The following is a 19,592-nucleotide window of genomic DNA, read 5'->3' as shown; positions in this document are numbered from 1 at the left end:
AAGCGTATGGTGCACTGAGTCAGTACATGGCTCACTGAATCAGCAGTAGCCAGGGCAGACCAATGGCCAGCCAGGCCACCAGGAACAGCAGCCCGAAGATGGCCCCCAGGCGCCAGTACAGCGCGCTGGGCAAGTAGCCGCTACCGTAATACACCGGGCTGGGGCCGGTGCCATAAGGGGTCAGGATGCCCATGAAGCCCAGGGTGGGCAGTAACAGCAGAATGAACAGCTGCATGTCCAGCCCGGCAATGCCTGAAGCTGCCGCCAGCATGACCGGCAGCAGGGCGGTTACGTGGGCGGTGACGCTGGCGAAGAAGTAGTGCAGAACATAGAAGATGACCACCAGGGCGACCATGGCCAGCAGCGGGTCGAAGTGACTGATTTGCCCACCCACCACGTTACCGAACCAGCCCACGAAGCCCACCTGGCTCAAGCCACCCGCCAGAGCCACCAGGGTGGCAAACCACACGAAGGTGTTCCAGGCGGCGCGGTTGTCGAGAATGTCGTTCCAGCTCACCATGCCGGTCAGCAGCATGCCGCAGATGACCACCAGTCCCACCAGCGACGCCGATACCCGGTCACCAGCGAAGATCCACAGCAGTAGCGCGGTGACCACCATGATGACCAGCACGATTTCGTGGCGGGTCAGCGGGCCCAGGTTCTGCAGTTCCCCTTTCGCCCAGTCGGAGATTTCATGCCCGGCCTTTACCTCCGGGGCGCACAGCCAGTAGCACAGCAGCGGCACCAACAGCAGCAGAAGGACTCCCACCGGCACCACCGCCATGAACCACTGCCCCCAACTGATATGGATGCCCGTGGCGCTTTCGGTGAGCGCGATGGCCAGTAGGTTCGGCGCCAGGGCGGTGAGAAACATCGAGCTGGTCACGCAGGTGGCCGCAATGGCGGTCCACATCAGGAAGCTGCCCATACGCTTCATGCTGGGGTCGTTGGGGTGTGAGTCGTACAGCGGCGGCAGGTTACGAATGACCGGATAGATGGTGCCTGCGCTGCGCGCCGTATTGGAGGGCGTAAAGGGGGCCAGAATGCCATCGGCGATCATCACCGCGTAGCCCAGGGTCAGCGTGCGCTTGCCCATGGCGTGCACCAGCCACAGCGAGATCCGCCGCCCCAGCCCGGTCTTTTCATACCCCAGGGCAAACATGAAGGCACCGAAAATCAGCCAGACGGTGGCGTTGGTGAACCCCGAGACCGCCCAGGCGAAGGCCTGGTTGGCGGCGTTGAAGCCGTCGTTGGCCAGCTGCTCCGGGGAAAACAGCACCCAGCGGGAAAGCAGCGCCACCAGGGTAACGCCGACCAGCCCGATGACCGCGCCGGGCAGGGGTTCCAGAATCAGGCCGACCACGCAGCCTAAAAAGATGGCAAAGAAGTACCAAGCATGGGGTGGTAGCCCGGTCGGGGTAGGCAGCAGGGCGATCACCAGCGTGGTGGCCAGTGGCGCGAGCAGCGGCCAGCGAGAGCGGAGCGAAGCGCTGAGGTTCATGGCGACCTCTCGATAAGTTATCGGCAAGCCGTAGCGCCTTGCCTGAGTGAGCACAGCAGAGATGAGGTTCAGCGTGGTGTTTCACGGGTGTCAGGGAAAGCATAGGCAAGGCAAGTCGCGGTTTATTTGATCTATATCAATCATGCTTTAGATCAAGGCCGAGGGCCTGCCGGGCTGTGATAACGTCGCTTCATCAGCAGGGCGGCAGGCCGTGCGCAGGCCGGAATCGCGTCATGAGAAGTGCAGCCGCACAAGGGGGTGCCATGCAGCAGCAGGATGTGGATATCGTCATCGTCGGCGGTGGGGGCGCGGGCCTGCGGGCCGCCATCGCGGCCGCCGAGCAGGCCAAACAGGGCGGTCACGCGCAGCGCATTGCGCTGGTGTCCAAGGTGTATCCCATGCGTTCCCACACAGTGGCCGCCGAGGGGGGCGCAGCCGCGGTGACCAGCGACGAGGACTCGTTTCAGGCGCACTTCGACGACACGGTTTCCGGGGGCGACTGGCTGGTGGAGCAGGGCGTGGTGGACTACTTCGTGCGCCACGCCTACCAGGAACTGGTGCAGATGGAGCGCTGGGGATGCCCCTGGAGCCGCCAGCCCGATGGCCGCATACAGGTGCGCCGCTTTGGTGGCATGAAAACGGCGCGCACCTGGTTTGCTGCCGACAAGACCGGCTTCCATATGCTGCACACGCTGTTTCAGACCTCGCTGAAATACCCCGAGATCGAACGCTTCGACGAGTACTTCGTACTGGACCTGGCCGTGCACGAAGGGGCCGTGGTGGGCGTCATTGCTCTGCAGGTCGCCACGGGCGAGCTGCTGCTGTTGCGTGCCAAGGCAGTGGTGTTGGCCACCGGCGGGGCCGGGCGGCTGTTTCGCTTCAACACCAATGCGGGCATCGTCACCGGTGACGGCATGGCCATGGCCTACCGCCACGGCGTGGCGCTGCGCGACATGGAGTTCGTGCAGTACCACCCCACCGGCCTGCCCGGCTCGGGCATCCTGATCACCGAAGCATGCCGGGGGGAAGGCGGTATTCTGCTCAACAAGGAGGGGTACCGCTACCTCCAGGACTACGGCCTAGGGCCGGAAACACCCCTGGGCAAGCCGGAAAACAAGTACATGGAGCTGGGCCCTCGAGACAAGCTTTCCCAGGCGTTCTGGCAGGAGCAGCAGGCCGGGCGCACCGGCAAGTTTGGCGACAGCGACGTGGTCTATCTCGACCTTCGCCACCTGGGCGCCGACTATCTGCATGAGCGCCTGCCGTTCATCTGCGAGCTGGCCAAATCCTATATCAATGTCGACCCCGTCAAGGAGCCGATCCCGATTCGGCCTGCGGTGCACTACACCATGGGCGGCATCGAAACCGATCCCCAGTGCGAGACGACCATTGCGGGCCTGTACGCCGCCGGGGAGTGTGCATCGGTAGGCCTGCATGGGGCCAACCGGCTGGGCTCCAACTCGCTGACCGAGCTGCTGGTCTTTGGCCGCTTGGCCGGGGAGCAGGCCAGCCAGCGGGCCGTTCGCACCGACTGGGTGGCGCTGCCGGTCTTGCAGGCGCAGGCCCAGCGGCAGCAGGCGCGGCTGGCCACGCTCTGCGATGGCCAGGGCAGCGGTGAATCCTGGGTGACGCTCAAGCACGCCATGGTGCAGGCCATGGAGAGCGGCTGCGGCATTTACCGCACCGAAGCAGGCATGCAGCAGGCGTTGGACACCCTTCGCCAGCTGCGCCAGCGCTATGCCCAAGTGCGGGTCAGTGACACCAGCAAGATCTTCAATACCGAGCTGCTGGAGTGCCTGGAGTTTGGCTACGGGCTGGAGATTGCCGAGGCGTCGTGCCTGGCCGCGTTGGAGCGTCGCGAATCCCGGGGAGCCCACCAGCGTCTGGACGAGGGCCTGCAGGCCCGTGACGACGTGGGCTATCTCAAGCATAGCCAGGTGTTTTACCAGGGTGATGCGCCCGCCGAGCTGCGCTGGCAGGCGGTGGATACCCGCTTTTCGGCCCCGGCCGCGCGGGTTTACGGGGATGCGGCCAAGGGAGGCAAGGCATGAACAAGCACATCAGCATCAAGCGTTACCTGCCCGACAGTGCAGCGGAACCCTACTGGCAAACCTACGACGTTGCGGTGGAGGACAGCACCTCGCTTCTCGACGCGTTGAACCATATCAAGGAGCAGCAGGACAGCACGCTGAGCTACCGCTGGTCTTGCCGAATGGCGATTTGTGGCTCCTGCGGTGTCATGGTCAACGGCATTCCCAGGCTGGGCTGTAAAACCTTCCTGCGCGACTACCCTGACGAGATTCGTATCGAACCGCTGGCGCACTTCCCCGTGCAGCGGGACCTGGTCGTGGACATGGCGCTGTTCCTGGAGCATCTGGCGGCGGTGAAGCCTTACCTGATCGAACAGGACCCGGTGCAGACCTTCGACCCCGGCCAGGCTCAGCCCCATGTGCAAACGCCTGAACAGCTGGCGCGCTATCGGCAGTTTGCCAACTGCATCAACTGTGGCCTGTGCTATTCGGCGTGCCCGCAGTTTGGCTTGAACCCGGAGTTTCTGGGGCCTGCGGCGCTGACCCTGGCACACCGTTACAACCTGGACAGCCGGGACCAGGGCAAACGCCAACGCATGGCGCAGCTCAACCGCCATGATGGTGTCTGGAGCTGTACCTTCGTGGGCTTCTGCTCGCAGGTATGCCCCAAGCACGTCGACCCGGCCGCTGCGGTCAATCAGGGCAAGGTCGAGGCCGCCAAACATACGCTGATCGCGCTGTTCAAGGGCTGATTGGCCAGAACGAACCGTCGGGAGAGTGCCTCATGGAAAAAGCATCATCACAACGGCTGCCGCCCTTGAAGCGCAACTGGTGGCTGAAGCACGGTTTCTTCAAGCGCTATATGCTGCGCGAAGCCACGGTGGTGCCGCTGGTGTTTTTCATTCTCTGCCTGTTGGCAGGGGTGTTCGCGCTGTTGCAGGGCCCGGCGAGCTGGCAGGGCTGGGTGGCCTTCATGGGCTCGCCGCTGGTGCTGCTGCTGAATGCGCTGGCGCTGGTGGCCAGCCTCTATCACGCGGCCACCTTCTTCGTGCTGTTTCCTCGGGTCATGCCGCTGCGCGTGGCGGGGCGCAGCGTGCCCGCTGGTGCCATCGTTGCTGGCCAGTGGGCGGGGGTCGTGGCAGTGGCGGTCGTGTTGTTCTGGCTCTTGGGGAGGGGCGGCGCATGAAAACCTCACATCAAAAAGCACCCCTGGGTCAGCCTCGGCAAGCCTATGACGAACCCCTGTGGTGGGGGCTGTTCAGTGCCGGGGGCGTCTGTTTTGCCGTGGTCTTGCCTGCGGTGATTCTGTTCATCGGGCTATTGCTGCCGTTGGGCCTGCTGCCCGCCGAGGCGCTTGGCCACGAGCGGGCCTCCCGCCTGCTGTTCAGCCTGCCCGGCGTGCTGTTCATCGGCGCCGCCGTGTGCTTGCCGCTGTTTCATGCCGCCCACCGGCTGCGCCATGGCCTATTCGACCTGAGCCTGGGCCAGGACACTCGCAACAAATGGCTGATGTACGGCCTGGCGGCCCTGCTGAGCCTGTTGGCGCTGGCTCTGGTGGTCGTGGGCTGGCTGCGCTGAGGCCCGCCCGCGAACACGTCCGTATCAAAAAGAACGCACACCCCTGATAAAGCACGAGGTCAGCATGATCGAAGGACTCACGGAACAGGCGCTGTATGCCCCCATCAAGTGGCAGGACGCCTCGCAGGAGTACCAGGACATCCTCTATCACACCGCTGAGGAGGGGATTGCCCGGATCACCATCAATCGCCCTGAGGTGCGCAATGCGTTTCGCCCGCAAACGGTGAGCGAGATGATCCATGCCCTGGGCCGCGCGCGCCACGACAGCGCCATTGGCGCGATTCTGCTGACCGGGGCGGGCGAACAGGCCTTCTGCTCCGGGGGCGACCAGCGCATTCGCGGCGACTACGGCGGCTACCGCGACGAGGCGGGCACCCATCACCTCAACGTACTGGATTTCCAGCGTGACATTCGCACCTGCCCCAAGCCGATCATCGCCATGGTGGCGGGCTACGCCATTGGCGGTGGCCACGTGCTGCACATGATGTGTGACCTGACCATCGCCGCCGACAACGCCGTTTTCGGGCAAACGGGCCCCAAGGTGGGGTCGTTTGACGGGGGCTACGGGGCTTCCTACATGGCGAGAATCGTCGGCCAGAAAAAAGCCCGTGAAATATGGTTCCTGTGCCGACAGTACAGCGCCGCCCAGGCGTTGGAGATGGGGCTGGTTAACCACGTGGTGCCGGTGGCCGAGCTGGAGCTAGAGAGCGTGCGCTGGTGCCGTGAAATGCTGCAGCATAGCCCCATGGCGCTGCGCTGCCTGAAAGCGGCGCTGAACGCTGACTGCGACGGCCAGGCCGGGCTGCAGGAGCTGGCGGGCAATGCCACCATGCTCTTCTACATGACCGACGAGGGGCAGGAAGGGCGCAACGCCTTCAATGAAAAGCGCCGCCCGGACTTCTCGCGCTACCCGCGCAACCCCTGATGGCGCTGGCGCTTTACCGCTACTCGCTACCGTTTCGCCAGCCGCTGATGTTCAAAGGTCAGCGGTTGGCGAGCAGAGAAGGGCTGTTAGTCACGATCAACGGCCAGTGGGGCGAGATAGCCCCGCTGCCTGGCTTTTCCCGTGAGAGCCTCGCTGACGCCACCGCCGAGAGCCTGGCCTGCCTGGCGGCTATAGAGCGCGGTGAGACAGCCAAACCAACGTTACCTTCAGTACAGTTTGGTTTCGACTGCGCCCGGCACCGCTGGCCTGCTTTCCTGCCTGCTCCTCTGCCGCCCTACCCATTGCTGCAGGGCTCCCCGCAAGCGCTGATGAGTGCACTGCCGGAGCGCGCGGCCCAATGGCAGGCCGCCCCACCAGAGCGCATCAAGCTGAAGGTGGCCCGCTACCCGAGCGATGCGGAGCTGGCCTTGATCGCAAGCCTTGCCAAGTGGCTACCCAACACGCGACTGATCCTCGATGCCAACGGTGGCTGGCAGCGCGAGCAGGCACTGCGCTTTTGCCAGCAGCTCTCGCCTGCCCAAATCGATTACCTGGAGGAGCCCTGTGCTACGCTGGCAGACAGCATCGCCGTGGCGGACGCCACGGGCATCGACATCGCCCTGGATGAAACCCTGCAGCGCGGCACTGCCTGGGCGCCGCACCCCCGGCTGGCGGCGCTGGTCATCAAGCCGACGCTGATTGGCGGGTTCGCGGCCTGCCAGGCGTTGGTTCAGCGCGCCAGGGCCCACCGCTTGCGGGTGGTGATCTCATCCAGTTTCGAATCTCAGTGGGGGTTGGGGCAGTTGAGCTGCCTGGCCCGGCAGTGGGCTCCCGAGGAGTCTGCGGGGCTGGATACTGCCCAGGCGTTCAGCGAATCACTTCTCTCGCCAGCCGGTGAGTTGCGGCACGCGCGGCTGCACAGCCTCTACCACGCCGCCGCTGGCGACGACTGCAAGGAGCTTTCCCCGTGACCGAGACATGCCCCATTCACTACTGGGCGCAGCAGACGCCGGAGCATATCGCGGTGGAGGCGGGCGCGGTGCGCCTGAGCTATCGCACGTTGAACCGGCGCGTGGCATCCCTGGCCCAGCAGTTGGCCAGGCAGGGCCTGATGCCGGGCATGCCCCTTTTGGTACCCACCCGAGGGTCGTTGCAGGGCGTGCTGCTGGCCTGGGCCTGCCTGCGGGCAGGGGTGGTGTTCTGCCCGCTGAATCCGGCGTTTCCCGTGGCTCAGCAGCAGGCGCTGGCGCGGCGGATGCAGGTCACCCGGGTGTGCCAGCCGGAAAGCGACTTTGCCTACTCTTCCGAGCTGCCGCCGATCTCCCTCGACTACCGCGCGGAGGCCGACTCCGGCGAGCCACCGGTCTTGTACGCGAGCCAGCGCAGCAACACCATCCTCACCTCCGGCTCCAGCGGCCCGCCCAAGGCGGTGCTGCACCGGGTGGGCAATCATCTGGCCTCGGCGCGGGGTTCGGCATCGCTGATGCCTGTGGACCCGGATAGCGGCTGGCTGCTTTCGCTGCCGCTGTTTCATGTGGGAGGCTATGCCATTGCGTTTCGGGTCTTTCTGGCCGGGGGGCGGCTGGTGCTGGACGATGCGACTCGCCCGCTGGCCGAGCGCCTGATGCAGCAGCCTATCACCCACCTTTCATTGGTGCCGACGCAGCTTTGGCGGCTACTGAGGGAAGGCTTCGACCCTCGACACACCCAGCTCCGCGAGCTGTTGTTGGGGGGCGCGGCCATTCCCGCGCCGCTGGTCGAACGCTTGCAGCGCCTGGGGCTGACGCCCAAGGTCAGCTACGGGCTGTCGGAAATGGCCAGCCAAGTGTGTACCGGCTTGCCCTCCGCCCCTGGCGTGGTGGGGCAGCCCTTGCCGGGGCGTCAGGTGCGGGTGGTGGATGGTGAAATTCAGGTCAAGGGCGACACGCTGTTCAGCGGCTATCTGGCCGATGGCGCGCTGGACCCCGCCGTCAACGACGAGGGCTGGTTCGCCACCCGCGACCGGGGCTACTTCGACGACCAGCAGGCGCTCGTCGTCGAAGGGCGGCTCGATAACGTGTTCATTTCCGGCGGTGAAAACATACAGCCAGAGAGCATCGAGCAGCGGCTGGTCGACTACCCGGGCGTGGCCCAGGCGCTGGTGGTGGCCGTGCCCCACCCGGAGTGGGGCGAGCGCCCGGTGGCCTTCATCGAACCGCAAACCGATGCGCTCTGCCACAAGGCCCTGGCCGCCTGGGTACGCGAGGCGCTGCCGGGCTTCATGGTCCCCGATGCCTGGCTACCCTGGCCACCGCAGGTGGCGCTCAAACCCTCGCGCAAACAGTTCGCCGAGTTGGCACGCAGGCAGTTGGCTGACGTTTAGCCTCTGCGTCAGGCATGTTCTGGGGGCGCGTATTCAGGTGGCGTCAATGGCGGCAAATAGCGCTCAAGCAACTGTGCAGCGTGCAGCACCTTGAGGTCCTGGTATTTTCCGGCCACCAAATGCAGGCCAACCGGCAGCCCTTGCTGATCCAGCCCGCAGGGAAGGGAAGCGGCGGGTTGCTGGGTCAGGTTGAACGGGTAGCTAAACGGCGTCCAGTCCATCCAGTCGCGGTAGCGCCCGCCCGGCGGCACGTTGTGGCCTGCCGCGAAAGGCGCGATGGGCATGGTGGGCGTGACCAGCAGATCGTACTGCTCATGAAAGGCGGCCATCTGAGCGGTCAATTCGCTGCGCTTACGGCGGGCGGCAAGGTAGGCGGAAAGTGGGACGTCCTGCCCGCGCCGTGCAATCTCCAGAAAGCCAGGATCGAGCGCGGCTTGCTGCCGTGTATCGAGCTTTTCGACGGCCTGGGTGGCGCCTGCAAACCATAGCGTGTTGAACGTCCTGAGCGGATCGCTAAAGCCAGGGTCGATGCGGTCGACGGTGGCGCCCAATGCTTCCAGGTAACCGACGGCTTCTTCAACGCGCTGGGCGATATCCGGCGCGACGTCTACGTAGCCGAGATTGGCGCTAAAGGCGATGCGCCAACCCTGCAGGCTGGCCGGAGGGGGCGTAAGCCAGTCGGGCCCGCTGGGGTTGCCAGCGTAGCCATCCCGAGCATCCGGCTGGGCCATCACGCTCAGCATCAGGGCGCTGTCCCTTGCTGTGCGCGTCATGGGGCCCAGATGCGACAGGGTGCTCATGGCGCTGGCGGGCCACTGGGGGACCCAGCCAAAGGTGGGCTTGATGCCAAAGGTGCCGGTAAAGCTGCAGGGAATACGAATGGAGCCGCCTGCGTCGCTGCCCTGATGAAGCAGGCCCAGGTTCAGCGCCGCGGCCGCCCCCGCACCGCCGGATGACCCGCCGGGTGTGAGATCAGTGTTCCATGGGTTGCGGGTAATACCGTGCAGCGGGTTGTCGGTGACGCCTTTCCAGCCAAACTCGGGCGAGGTGGTTTTGCCGATCACGATGGCCCCGGCATTGCGCAGGTGGCGGCTGATGGGCGCGTCTATCTCCCAGGGGCCATCCGGTGCCGTGGTCGTCGACCCCAGCCGAGTCGGCAGCCCTTTGGTCAAGGTCAGGTCCTTGATGGTCACGGGAATCCCGTCCAGCGGCCCGCAGGGCGCCCCGGCCTGCCAGCGCCGAGTGGACTCGGCGGCTAATTGGCGGGCCTGTTCTCTATTGACACAGCTGAAGGCATTGACCCTGGGGTTATCTCGTTCGATGCGGGCCAGGCAGTCCTCCACCAGCGTCTCCGGCGAGAGCGATCCCTCTCTGAAGCGCGCCAGAGCGTCCACGGCCGTCAGGGTTGCTAAGGTGTCTGCCATGCTATTCGCCATCCTCAATACCTGCCGCTTCCAGCATGGCGTGCAGCAGCACGTTACAGCCTGCGTGAACGTGTTCGGGCGTGGCGCTTTCGATCTCGTTGTGGCTGATGCCATCCTTGCAGGGAATGAAGATCATCGCGGCGGGGGCAACACGGCCAATGAACATCGCGTCGTGGCCTGCGCCGCTGATGATATCCATGTGTGATAGCTGCAGCTTTTCAGCGGCCTGGCGTACGCTATTCACGCATGCCTGATCGAAATGCTCAGGGGCAAAATCGGCCGTCGGGGTCAGTTCGTACTCCAGCCCGTGACGTTGGCAGATCTCTTCCACGGCGCTGGCCACGGCCTGCCCCATGGTAATGAGGGCCTCGGGTTCCCAGTGGCGCATGTCCAGGGTCATCTTGACCTGGCCGGGAATCACGTTGCGTGAGCCCGGGTGCAGCGTCATGCAGCCCACCGTGCCGCGCCCGTGGGGTTGATGCTCATGGGCAATCCGGTTGAGTGCCTGGGTGACTTCTGCCGCGCCCATCATGGCATCCCGGCGCAGGTTCATGGGCGTGGGGCCTGCATGGGCTTCGAGCCCGGTCAGGGTCAAGTCGAACCACTTCTGCCCAAGCCCGCCGATGACCACGCCAATGGTGGTCTCGGTATCTTCGAGAATGGGGCCTTGTTCGATATGAGGCTCGAAATACGCCTTGATCTCGTCCGGCGACACCTCATCCTGGCCACGATAGTGAATGGCATCCAGAGCGTCGCTCACCGTGATGCCTTCGGCGTCGGTGCGCGCCATCATGGCATCGAACGCCAGCTCGCCGGTAAAGACGCCAGAGCCCATCATGCAGGGAGGAAAGCGGCAGCCCTCTTCATTGGTCCAGGCGACCACTTCGATGGGCGAGCGCGTGGTGATGTTGTGCTGGTTGAGCGTGCGAATGACTTCAAGGCCCGACATGACACCGAAGCAGCCGTCGTATTTGCCGCCGGTGGGTTGGGTATCCAGATGGCTGCCCGCCATGACTGTCTTGGCACTGGGGTCGCTGCCTTCCCGGCGGGCAAAGATGTTGCCGATATTATCAATGCGGATCGTGCAGCCCTCGGCACGGCACCACTGAATGAACAGGTCGCGGCCCTGGCGCTCCAGGTCGGTCAACGCCTGACGGTTCACGCCGCCCTTGGGCGTGGCCCCTAGTTTGGCCATCTCCATGAGCGACGCCCAAAGGCGGTCGCTGTCGGTACGTAGGTCGGTGCGGTGGTTGGGGGTAACGTAGGTGTTCATCTCATGTCTCCTCGCCGAATCAAACGGCGGTATATTCCGTTGGCAGATCGTGCAGCTTGGATCGATGGTGCGAGTTATTCGTTAGTGCGGTGCTGACCAGCATCTGGGCGGCCATTTCCGTTTCCAGTGCGCTCATGTGGTGCTCGGCATCGGCCATGTGCTCGGCCATGATGCGTCGCACACGCGGGGTATCTTCCGCGCGGTAGGCGTCCACCAGTTGGCGGTGGTAATCCTGGTTGGCGTGATCGAACTGCTTGCGTTCGGGCACGTAGGCTTTTTTGATCACCACGAGATCGCGCAACATGTCGTTCAGAAACTGGCACATGAAGGCGAGCAGGGGGTTTGGGCAGGCATGGGCCAACCGTTGATGAAACTCCAGCTCCAGAAAACGCTGGTGCCGGTGGTCGTCTTCATCACTGGCGCAGCAGGCGCAGGCCGCCATGTTGGCTTCCAGCTGCTGGAAGTCATGTTCGGTGAGTCGTCCCACGACCGAAGCGGCCAGCTCGACTTCCAGCAGTTTGCGTAGCTGGTACACCTGCTTGCCATCCAACTGCTGGAAGTGCAGGAAGTTACGCAGCATGCGGCTGGCAGGCTCCATGCTCGGCTGATTGATGACCGCGCCCCCTTTGGGCCCGGTCTTCAACGTGATGAGCCCCTCGACTTCGAGAATCTTGAGCGCTTCGCGCACGGTGCCCTTGGCGCTTCCGTAAAGCTCCATCAGCGCTTTTTCGTTGGGTAGCCGGTCGCCTTCCCCCAGCGACTCTGCGGCTATCCAGCGCTTGATGTCGTCACTGATCAGCTCGGCGAGCTTGGGTCTGCGCGGCGCGGCAGCAGGGGCTTGAGTCATCGACCCACTCCTTATTTGCGATGAGCGCTGGTAGATACTGCCTGGGTGTAGGCGGGCAAGCGCTCTGGGTGATACTCGGCATCGTAGTCATGGCGTGCTTGGGTAAAGCGTTCCACGACGGCGGTATCGCGGCGGTTCAGCACGTGGCTGAGCCCTACGAACAGCGCTGCATTCAGCAGCAAGCCCCAGACCCCGGCGTGGTAGCCAAAGGGGGCGCTTAGCGGGCCAAAGGTCATGAGCAGGACACACGCCACCCCCGCCCACAAGCCCACCAGTGCGGCCGTGGGATGGGCTTTTTTCCAGGTGATGGCACCGAGGGTGGGAATGATCAACTGGGCTGTGCCCGCCAGTGCTGCAATGCCAATGGTGACCAGTACGCCCGGCACGGTCAGCGCCATGACGTAAGCGGCCAAAGAGAAGCCCACCAACGAGAGACGGCCGATGTAGACGATGTGTGCCTGGGTGGCATCGCGGTTCACGTAGCGTTTGTAGATATCCATCGTTACCACGGTGGATACCGCGTGAATCTGCGAGTTGGCCGTGGACATGGCTGCCGAAGCGCCCGCCGCCATGATCAGCGACGCGAGCAGGTAAGGCGCATACTCCATGAGCATGATGGGCAGAATCTGGTCAGGATTGGCGATGTTGGGCTCGAGCAGTACGCCCGAATAGCCGGAGAGAACCGAGCCGACATAGGCAAAGGCCGCCAATCCCAGCAAGAACGGCATCAAGTTGAACAGCTTGCCGTGTTTGACCGAGTACATGCGCAGCCAGATTTGTGGGCCCATGAAGGCCCCGATAGCGGTAATGGCAAACAGAGAGAACCACATGGGGTAGCCCATCGTGCCGTTCGGCCCTGGCATGGTGAGATGCTCGGGGGAGCTTTGTTGAAGCTGGCCGAACAGCGCCGTTGGGCCACCCACCTGGGTCGAGATGTAATAGCCTGCATAGAGCATGCCGAAGAACAGCAGCGCGCCATAGATCACGTCGGTCCAGGCAATGGCGCGAATGCCGCCAATCCACACATAGATAATGATGATGAAGTAGAAAAGCAGGGCCGCTAGCCAGAAAGGAATCAGCCCGCCGGAGGCGACTTCGATTAAGTATGCGCCGCCGGTTAGCTGGATCTGCAAATAAGGTACGGTGAAAATCAGCGTAATCGCCGCCACGGTAATACGCAGCGCTTCGCTGTTATAAAAATCACCGATCAAGTCTGAAGGCGTTAAATAGTTGAATCGTTTGCCTAAAAACCACACCCGTTTGCCTATCCAGTAATACATGAAACCAAATAGGAGGTTCCAGGCTAATGCCGTCAGAAATACCGGCCCGTTGGTATAGAAGGTGGCATTAGAGCCGAGGAACGCAAACGCGCTCCACCAGGTGGCCGCGACGGTGAAGAAGACCGCGATACTGCCCATGGCACGGCCCTGAACGAAAAAATCCTCGCTGGTTTCTTGTGATTGACGAGCGGATAAAACCCCCACCATCAAGGGAATGATCATAAACGCTGCAATGATGATTAAGCTGCCGGTCATGGTGACCCCCTTTTCTTACCGCTGCTGAGTGGCGTGGATAGTGGAAGGCTCGGGGCTGCCCCAGTTGGTGAAATAAGCCACCAAAAACAGCGCCGTTAATACGAACCACCAGAACAAGTTCCACACCAGCAGAAAGGGGAGACCCATCACCGTGGGCTCTATACGGTTGGCCAGCATAATGAGGGGGCTTTCCAGCATGATAAAGCTGAAGAGCATGCCGCCATATAGAGACAGCTTTAAGGGAGTTAAGTATTTCATAGCAAGGTAGCCCTTTGTTTATATTGAAATTGTGAGCATTGATGGCAGTGCACGCAGCCAGCGACAGCGCTAGTGAGCGCATTCGCTAAGTGAGTGCAACTGAGGCGTGTTCCACTGATTTGTTGTATTTATTCGTATAAATATAAGAATTAGGCGCTTTGAATCGTCCCGTCAAGATGGGTAGGCGCTGTTTGATACTCTATTACGTATGAGTTTTCTAACGTGAGCGAAAGAAAAGCATGATTTTATAAACGTAGTGGGTGGCGCATGCTGAGGGCATGTCTCATAGCGACGGAGCTGGACACTATGTTTGGTTTAAAAAGTAAAACAACCGCCCAGTCAGCGGAAAAGACGGCTGAGCAGCCTGGATCAGGCACCGCCCTCAACCAGCATTTCTGGATGCCGTTCAGCGCGAACCGCGATTTCCGCGCCAACCCGCGCATGATTGCGGGCGCCGAAGGGCGTTATTACATCGATGACCAGGGGCGCAAGCTGTTCGATTCGCTTTCTGGCCTGTGGACCTGCGGGGCGGGCCATAACCGGGAAGAGATTCAAAAAGCGGTAGCGGCGCAGTTGGGCACGCTGGATTTTGCCCCCGGCTTTCAGATAGGCCATCCGCTGGCGTTCAAATTAGCGGAAAAGGTCGCCAGCTTAACGCCTGCTGGGCTGGATCACGTGTTTTTCACCAACTCCGGCTCAGAAGCCGCCGATACCTCGGTCAAGATGGCCAAGGCGTATTGGCGGTTAAAAGGTAAGCCGGAAAAAACCCGCATGATCGGCCGCGCCAAGGGCTACCACGGGGTGAATATCGGCGGCACCAGCCTGGGGGGCATTGGCGGTAACCGCAAGCACTACGGCCAGTTGATGGACGTGACGCACCTGCCCCATACGCTGCAAGCGGGCCATGCCTATACCCGTGGCCAAGCGGAAACCGGCGCTGAGCTGGCCGATGCGCTGCTGGATCAAATCGCCCTGCACGATGCTTCTACCATTGCGGCGGTGATCGTGGAGCCCATGTCGGGCTCGGCGGGGGTGATCGTGCCGCCCAAGGGCTACTTGAACCGGCTGCGGGAAATCTGCACCGCCCACGATATTCTGCTGATTTTCGATGAAGTCATTACCGCCTTTGGCCGCAGCGGCGCCACCACCGGTGCCGAAGCGTTTGGCGTCACGCCGGATATCATGAACGTGGCCAAACAGATCACCAATGGGGCGGTGCCCATGGGGGCCGTGATCGCCTCTCGGGAGATTTTCGACACCTTCATGCACGCCGGTGGCCCGCAGCATGCCATCGAGTTTCCCCATGGTTACACCTACAGCGCTCACCCCGTGGCCTGTGCCGCTGGCCTGGCGGCGCTGGAACTGTTCGAGCGTGAGGACTTCCCCGCGCAGGTCAGTGCGATTGCCCCGGTGTTCGAGCAGAAGTTGCACGCCCTGAAAGGCCGCCAACATATCGTCGATATTCGCAACTACGGCCTGGCCGGTGCCCTGCAGCTTGCGCCGCGTAACGGCGACCCGACGATTCGCCCCCGCGATGCCCATATGGCGTTGTGGGAAGCCGGTTTTTACGTGCGCTACGGCGGCGACACCCTGCAGTTCGGCCCTCCCTTTGGCACCACGGAAGCCGAGCTTGAGCGTTTGTTCGATGCCGTCGCCAGTACCCTGGATTCCCTGGCATAACCCAGGCCCACCCTGTTTCGGAGTTTCATGATGAGTGTTGTTTCCCACCTGATTAATGGTGAGCTGGTGGAAAGCCAGCGTACGCTGGACGTGACCAACCCTTCCACGGGCAAGGTGGTTCGCCAAGTGGCGGATGCCAGCGCAGCGGATGTGGAGCGAGCCATTGCTGCGGCTCAGGCGGCGTTTCCTGCCTGGCGTGATACGCCGCCCGCCAAGCGTGCCCAGGTCATGTACCGCTTCAAGCAACTGCTGGAAGAGCACGCCGACCGCCTGGTGCAGCTGGTCAGCGAAGAGCATGGCAAGACGGTGGAAGATGCCATGGGCGAGTTGAAGCGTGGCATTGAAAACGTCGAATACGCCTGTGGCGTGCCGGAGCTGCTGAAAGGCGAGTACTCCCACAACGTGGGGCCGGGAATCGATGCCTGGTCCAACTTCCAGCCGCTGGGCGTGGTGGCGGGCATTACGCCGTTCAACTTTCCCGCCATGGTGCCGCTGTGGATGTACCCCATGGCGATTGCCTGCGGTAATACCTTTATCCTCAAGCCCTCCGAAAAAGACCCGTCGGCCGCCATGGCCGTGGCCGAGCTGTTGCAGGAGGCCGGGCTGCCCAAAGGCGTGATGAACGTGGTGCATGGCGGTCGCGAAGCGGTGGAAACCCTGCTGGATGCCAAGGCCGTGAAAGCCATTTCGTTCGTGGGCTCTACCCCCGTGGCAGAGGCGATCTACTCCCGTGGCTCGGCGGCAGGTAAGCGCGTTCAGGCGCTGGGTGGCGCTAAAAACCACGCGGTGATTCTGCCGGACGCCGACCTGGAAAACGCCGCCAACACACTGATGGGTGCCGCCTACGGCAGCTGCGGCGAGCGCTGCATGGCGATTTCGGTGGCGGTGTGCGTGGGGGATGAAACCGCCGACCGTCTGGTCGACACCATGCTGCCCAAGATCGCCCAGTTGAAGGTGGGCCCCGGTACCGATAAAGGCCTCGATATGGGCCCGCTGGTCACCGCTGAACATCGCGATAAAGTGCTTGGGTTTATCGAAGACGGCGTTAACGCTGGCGCTTCGCTCGTGGCGGATGGGCGCGGCCTGAGCGTGGCTGGCCATGAGGAGGGCTATTTCGTCGGTGGCTGTCTGTTCGATCACGTCACTGCGGAGATGCGCATTTACCAGGAAGAGATCTTCGGGCCGGTACTCTGCGTGGTGCGGGTCGGCAGCCTGGACGACGCCATGCAGCTGATCAACGACCACGAATACGGCAACGGCACCTGCCTGTTCACCCGCGATGGCGAAGCCGCCCGCCGCTTCACCGACGGTATCGAAGTGGGCATGGTAGGGGTCAACGTACCGCTGCCCGTGCCGGTGGCCTACCACAGCTTTGGCGGCTGGAAGCGCTCTCTGTTTGGCGACCTCCACGCCTACGGCCCAGACTCGGTGCGCTTCTACACCCGCCGCAAAGCGGTTTCCCAACGCTGGCCCTCCGTCAGCGAAGCCACTCGGGCGGAGTTCTCGTTTCCCACCAACCAGCGTTGACGCGATGCGCTAACTACGCCATCTTCTCTGCACCACCGCCTTGCATCCTCGTGGGGCGGTGGTGCAGTTTTTGGTGCGTATTGTGAGAGGGTGTTTACAAATGTCACGAGGGACGGCCAGGCAAGGCGAAATCAGCCGAAAAAGCGCAGTTTACGAGGTGTAAATGAGCATTTTGAGGTTGGTTTCAACGCCGCATGGCCTAGCGCAGTAGTTTGTAAACACTCTCTGAGCGGACGGTTGCAAAGGGACATCAGCGTGGCGAGAACACAGGACGAAATACGGCAAACCAACGTCAAGAAAATCCTTCAAGCGGCGGAGCAGCTGTTTGCCGAAAAAGGCTACGCCGGTGCCTCCATGGGCGACATTGCCCAGTTGGCCGACCTGCCAAAGTCCAACGTGCACTACTATTTCTCGACCAAGAAGGCGCTCTACCAGGAGGTGCTGCTGGCGCTGCTGGAGGTGTGGAAGCAGGACGCGCTCTGCTTCGAGCTGTACGACGACCCACGGGTGGTTCTCTCCACCTACATTCGCGCCAAAATGAATCATTCCCGCTACCGCGCCCACGGTTCCAAGATATGGGCGGCCGAAGTGATGCAGGGCGCCCCAATTCTCAAGGAGCGGCTGCGCGACAACCTCTATGAATGGGCCAAGCTGAAAGAGTCGAAAATCCGCGAGTGGATCGACTCCGGCCAAATAAACCCCGTCGAGCCTTCGTACCTGCTCTACATGATCTGGGCCTCTACCCAGCACTACGCCGACTTCGACTACCAGATCTACCTGCTCAACGACGATAAACCGCTGGACGACCTGCAGTTCGAAAAAGCCGTGCAGTCGGTGACCTCGGTGATTTTGAGAGGAATTGGGCTGACGGCTTGAGGAGTACGTCACGATGTTCGGGTGTGACGTACCGTGATCCCAAAACAAGGGGGCATGTTCCAATGGCAAGAATTCTGCTTGGGCTTCTCGCGATACTGGCTGTGAGCAGTGTCGGTGCTCAAGGTGCTTATGCTCAGCCAGCCGTTCGGGCATTCAGCATTGAATCCGACGAGGGCACAGCACTGTTGGAACGCCTTCGTGAAGGCGGGCTGGTGATGTATATCCGCCATGCCGATACCTCTGGTCAGCAGTGCGATACCTATAACGATAGCGCCGGGCGAGAGGGGCAGCGCAATATCTCATCAATGGGCCGCGAACAGGCGGTTGAGCTAGGTAAACGGATCGAGGAGCTGGGCATTCCGGTCGAGGAACCTATTCTGTCTGGCCCGGTGTACCGTGCGCGTGATACCGCTGAACTGGCGTTCGGTGTCGAGAGAGTGAGCGTGACCGATAGCCTGCTCGCGGATGATTATTCCCGCGGTCGTCTTGACTGGGTTCTGTCTGAACATCGGCGTCTGTTTAGTGAGCCAATGGCGCCGGGAAAAAATCGTGTACTCGTGGGCCACCGTACTCCGGCTCAAATGATTTTCGGAAGTGTCCTCTCCGGCACCAGCCTGCCGGAAGCGGGCGTGATGGTGTTGGCGCCGCGCGGGGTGGAAGGCAGCGACTTATTAGGCGTTCTTGAGATTGTGCCGGCGATTAATGGTGGTAATCCACCTTGTTTGTAGCACCCGCGTAATGACGCTTCGCCAAGTTGCCGATGGCTAAAGCGTCATCGTGTGTGCCCTTCACCAGTTGCCACCTGCTCAGCCATCAAGCACAGCAGCTCATACATGATGGTCGCTCCCAGCAGTGCTGTATTTCCCGTGTGATCAAACGGTGGAGAGACTTCCACCACATCGGCACCGATCAGTGGTAGGCCGCGAAAACCTCGCACCAGTTTGAGTGCCTGCAGGCTGGTAAGTCCGCCGACTTCTGGTGTACCGGTGCCAGGCGCGAACGCGGGGTCGATGCTGTCGATATCGAAGGAGAGGTAGACCGGGCCACCTCCCACCACGCGCTTAGCCTCGCTGATAACCGCTTCAATACCCAGTGCATCCACTTCCTCCATAAACATCACCCGCATGCCAGTTGCATCGGAGTAGTCCCAGCCTTGGGTGGTGTTTTGTGCGCCGCGAATACCGATCTGCACCGTGCGTTTAGGGTCAATCAAACCGTGCTCACAGGCGAGCCGGAAGGGGCCTCCGTGGTGAAATTTGGAGCCCTGAAATTCATCCCAGGTGTCGGTATGGGCATCGATATGGATCAGTCCTACTGGGCCATCGGCCGCTAAGCCCCGCAGAATGGGATAGGTGATCGAGTGGTCGCCACCAATACTGAGCGGCATAACGCCCGCACGACGAATAGCGGAATAATGATCGGCAATATCGTTAGAGACCTGCTCAAGGTCGTAAATCGATGAAAAGCGAACGTCGCCGATGTCAGCAATTCGCGCCTGAGCCATGGGATCCTGGCGGGTAATATGGTGCAAGCTTCGCATCATGCTTGATTGATTGCGAATTTCACGAGGTCCATGGCGGGTGCCGGGACGATTGCTGACGCCGCCATCAAAAGGAATGCCTACCAGTGCAATATCAAGTTCAGCCAATGAGTCGGCTAGCGGCGCACGTAAGAAGCTGGCTATTTCACGATAGCGTGGCTCCTGGTGTGGTAGGTAGCTTTCGCCGGTGGCGGCATTGCGGCGAGTGCCACGGGTGCCTTTTGCCATGTCGCTCT

Annotated in this window: 18 protein-coding genes; 11 read left to right on the top strand and 7 right to left on the bottom strand. The window is 62.1% G+C overall.

What is annotated here, in order from left to right; all coding sequences use genetic code 11:
• Positions 1-31: 31 nt before the first annotated feature.
• Positions 32-1,501, bottom strand: a complete 1,470-nt coding sequence (locus IE061_RS09295) for an anion permease (protein WP_193461479.1) — start codon at positions 1,499-1,501, stop codon at positions 32-34.
• A 263-nt stretch (positions 1,502-1,764) separates the two neighbouring features.
• On the opposite strand from IE061_RS09295, the gene frdA reads away from it, so the two are divergent.
• The 7 genes from frdA (at position 1,765) to IE061_RS09260 (ending at position 8,396) form a co-directional block, all read left to right on the top strand.
• Positions 1,765-3,552 (top strand): fumarate reductase (quinol) flavoprotein subunit, encoded by a 1,788-nt coding sequence (gene frdA / locus IE061_RS09290; RefSeq protein WP_137093093.1) that lies wholly within the window; start codon positions 1,765-1,767, stop codon positions 3,550-3,552.
• Complete coding sequence (locus IE061_RS09285) at positions 3,549-4,283, top strand: succinate dehydrogenase/fumarate reductase iron-sulfur subunit (protein WP_193461478.1); 735 nt, start codon at positions 3,549-3,551, stop codon at positions 4,281-4,283. The genes frdA and IE061_RS09285 overlap by 4 nt, the downstream gene beginning before the upstream one ends.
• A 32-nt stretch (positions 4,284-4,315) precedes the next feature.
• Positions 4,316-4,717, top strand: a complete 402-nt coding sequence (locus IE061_RS09280) for a fumarate reductase subunit C (protein WP_193461477.1) — start codon at positions 4,316-4,318, stop codon at positions 4,715-4,717.
• On the top strand, positions 4,714-5,109 hold the full coding sequence (gene frdD / locus IE061_RS09275; protein WP_153842996.1) for a fumarate reductase subunit FrdD: 396 nt from the start codon (positions 4,714-4,716) through the stop codon (positions 5,107-5,109). The genes IE061_RS09280 and frdD overlap by 4 nt, the downstream gene beginning before the upstream one ends.
• 64 nt (positions 5,110-5,173) lie before the next feature.
• Positions 5,174-6,034: a 1,4-dihydroxy-2-naphthoyl-CoA synthase gene (gene menB, locus IE061_RS09270; protein WP_193461476.1), complete on the top strand. Its 861-nt coding sequence runs from the start codon at positions 5,174-5,176 to the stop codon at positions 6,032-6,034.
• Positions 6,034-7,005, top strand: coding sequence for an o-succinylbenzoate synthase (gene menC / locus IE061_RS09265; protein ID WP_193461475.1), 972 nt, complete (start codon positions 6,034-6,036; stop codon positions 7,003-7,005). Before menB ends, menC begins: the two co-directional genes overlap by 1 nt.
• Positions 7,002-8,396, top strand: coding sequence for an AMP-binding protein (locus tag IE061_RS09260; RefSeq protein WP_193461474.1), 1,395 nt, complete (start codon positions 7,002-7,004; stop codon positions 8,394-8,396). The genes menC and IE061_RS09260 overlap by 4 nt, the downstream gene beginning before the upstream one ends.
• 8 nt (positions 8,397-8,404) lie before the next feature.
• Here the strand turns inward: IE061_RS09260 and IE061_RS09255 are convergent, their stop codons facing one another.
• Genes IE061_RS09255 through IE061_RS09235 form a run of 5 tightly spaced genes read right to left on the bottom strand, consistent with a single transcriptional unit; the run spans position 8,405 to position 13,733 of the window.
• Positions 8,405-9,820, bottom strand: a complete 1,416-nt coding sequence (locus IE061_RS09255; protein ID WP_193461473.1) for an amidase — start codon at positions 9,818-9,820, stop codon at positions 8,405-8,407.
• Position 9,821: 1 nt separating this feature from the next.
• A complete protein-coding gene (locus IE061_RS09250) occupies positions 9,822-11,093 on the bottom strand; it encodes a Zn-dependent hydrolase (RefSeq protein ID WP_193461472.1) in 1,272 nt (423 codons plus the stop codon).
• Positions 11,094-11,112: 19 nt separating this feature from the next.
• The gene (locus IE061_RS09245; RefSeq protein WP_096922002.1) at positions 11,113-11,940 is read right to left on the bottom strand and encodes a FadR/GntR family transcriptional regulator; all 828 of its coding nucleotides are present in this window, start codon (positions 11,938-11,940) and stop codon (positions 11,113-11,115) included.
• Between the two features lie 11 nt (positions 11,941-11,951).
• Positions 11,952-13,475: a sodium:solute symporter family protein gene (locus IE061_RS09240; RefSeq protein WP_096922003.1), complete on the bottom strand. Its 1,524-nt coding sequence runs from the start codon at positions 13,473-13,475 to the stop codon at positions 11,952-11,954.
• 15 nt (positions 13,476-13,490) lie between these two features.
• Positions 13,491-13,733, bottom strand: coding sequence for a hypothetical protein (locus tag IE061_RS09235; protein WP_193461471.1), 243 nt, complete (start codon positions 13,731-13,733; stop codon positions 13,491-13,493).
• A gap of 306 nt (positions 13,734-14,039) precedes the next feature.
• Between IE061_RS09235 and aptA the strand changes: the two genes are divergently transcribed.
• From aptA to IE061_RS09215, 4 genes are all read left to right on the top strand, one after another.
• Complete coding sequence (gene aptA / locus IE061_RS09230) at positions 14,040-15,413, top strand: omega-aminotransferase AptA (protein WP_193461470.1); 1,374 nt, start codon at positions 14,040-14,042, stop codon at positions 15,411-15,413.
• Positions 15,414-15,443: 30 nt separating this feature from the next.
• Positions 15,444-16,940, top strand: coding sequence for a CoA-acylating methylmalonate-semialdehyde dehydrogenase (locus tag IE061_RS09225; RefSeq protein ID WP_039175116.1), 1,497 nt, complete (start codon positions 15,444-15,446; stop codon positions 16,938-16,940).
• Positions 16,941-17,195: 255 nt separating this feature from the next.
• A complete protein-coding gene (locus tag IE061_RS09220) occupies positions 17,196-17,816 on the top strand; it encodes a TetR/AcrR family transcriptional regulator (RefSeq protein ID WP_016915179.1) in 621 nt (206 codons plus the stop codon).
• A gap of 62 nt (positions 17,817-17,878) precedes the next feature.
• The gene (locus tag IE061_RS09215; protein ID WP_193461469.1) at positions 17,879-18,544 is read left to right on the top strand and encodes a histidine phosphatase family protein; all 666 of its coding nucleotides are present in this window, start codon (positions 17,879-17,881) and stop codon (positions 18,542-18,544) included.
• A 44-nt stretch (positions 18,545-18,588) separates the two neighbouring features.
• Here IE061_RS09215 and speB read toward each other — a convergent pair whose 3' ends face one another.
• The gene (speB, locus tag IE061_RS09210; protein WP_193461468.1) at positions 18,589-19,584 is read right to left on the bottom strand and encodes an agmatinase; all 996 of its coding nucleotides are present in this window, start codon (positions 19,582-19,584) and stop codon (positions 18,589-18,591) included.
• Between the last annotated feature and the right edge of the window lie 8 nt (positions 19,585-19,592).

The sequence above is a fragment of the Vreelandella hamiltonii genome (assembly GCF_014651795.1).
GTDB lineage: Bacteria > Pseudomonadota > Gammaproteobacteria > Pseudomonadales > Halomonadaceae > Vreelandella > Vreelandella hamiltonii.
This window is presented reverse-complemented; position numbering and strand designations above follow the sequence as displayed.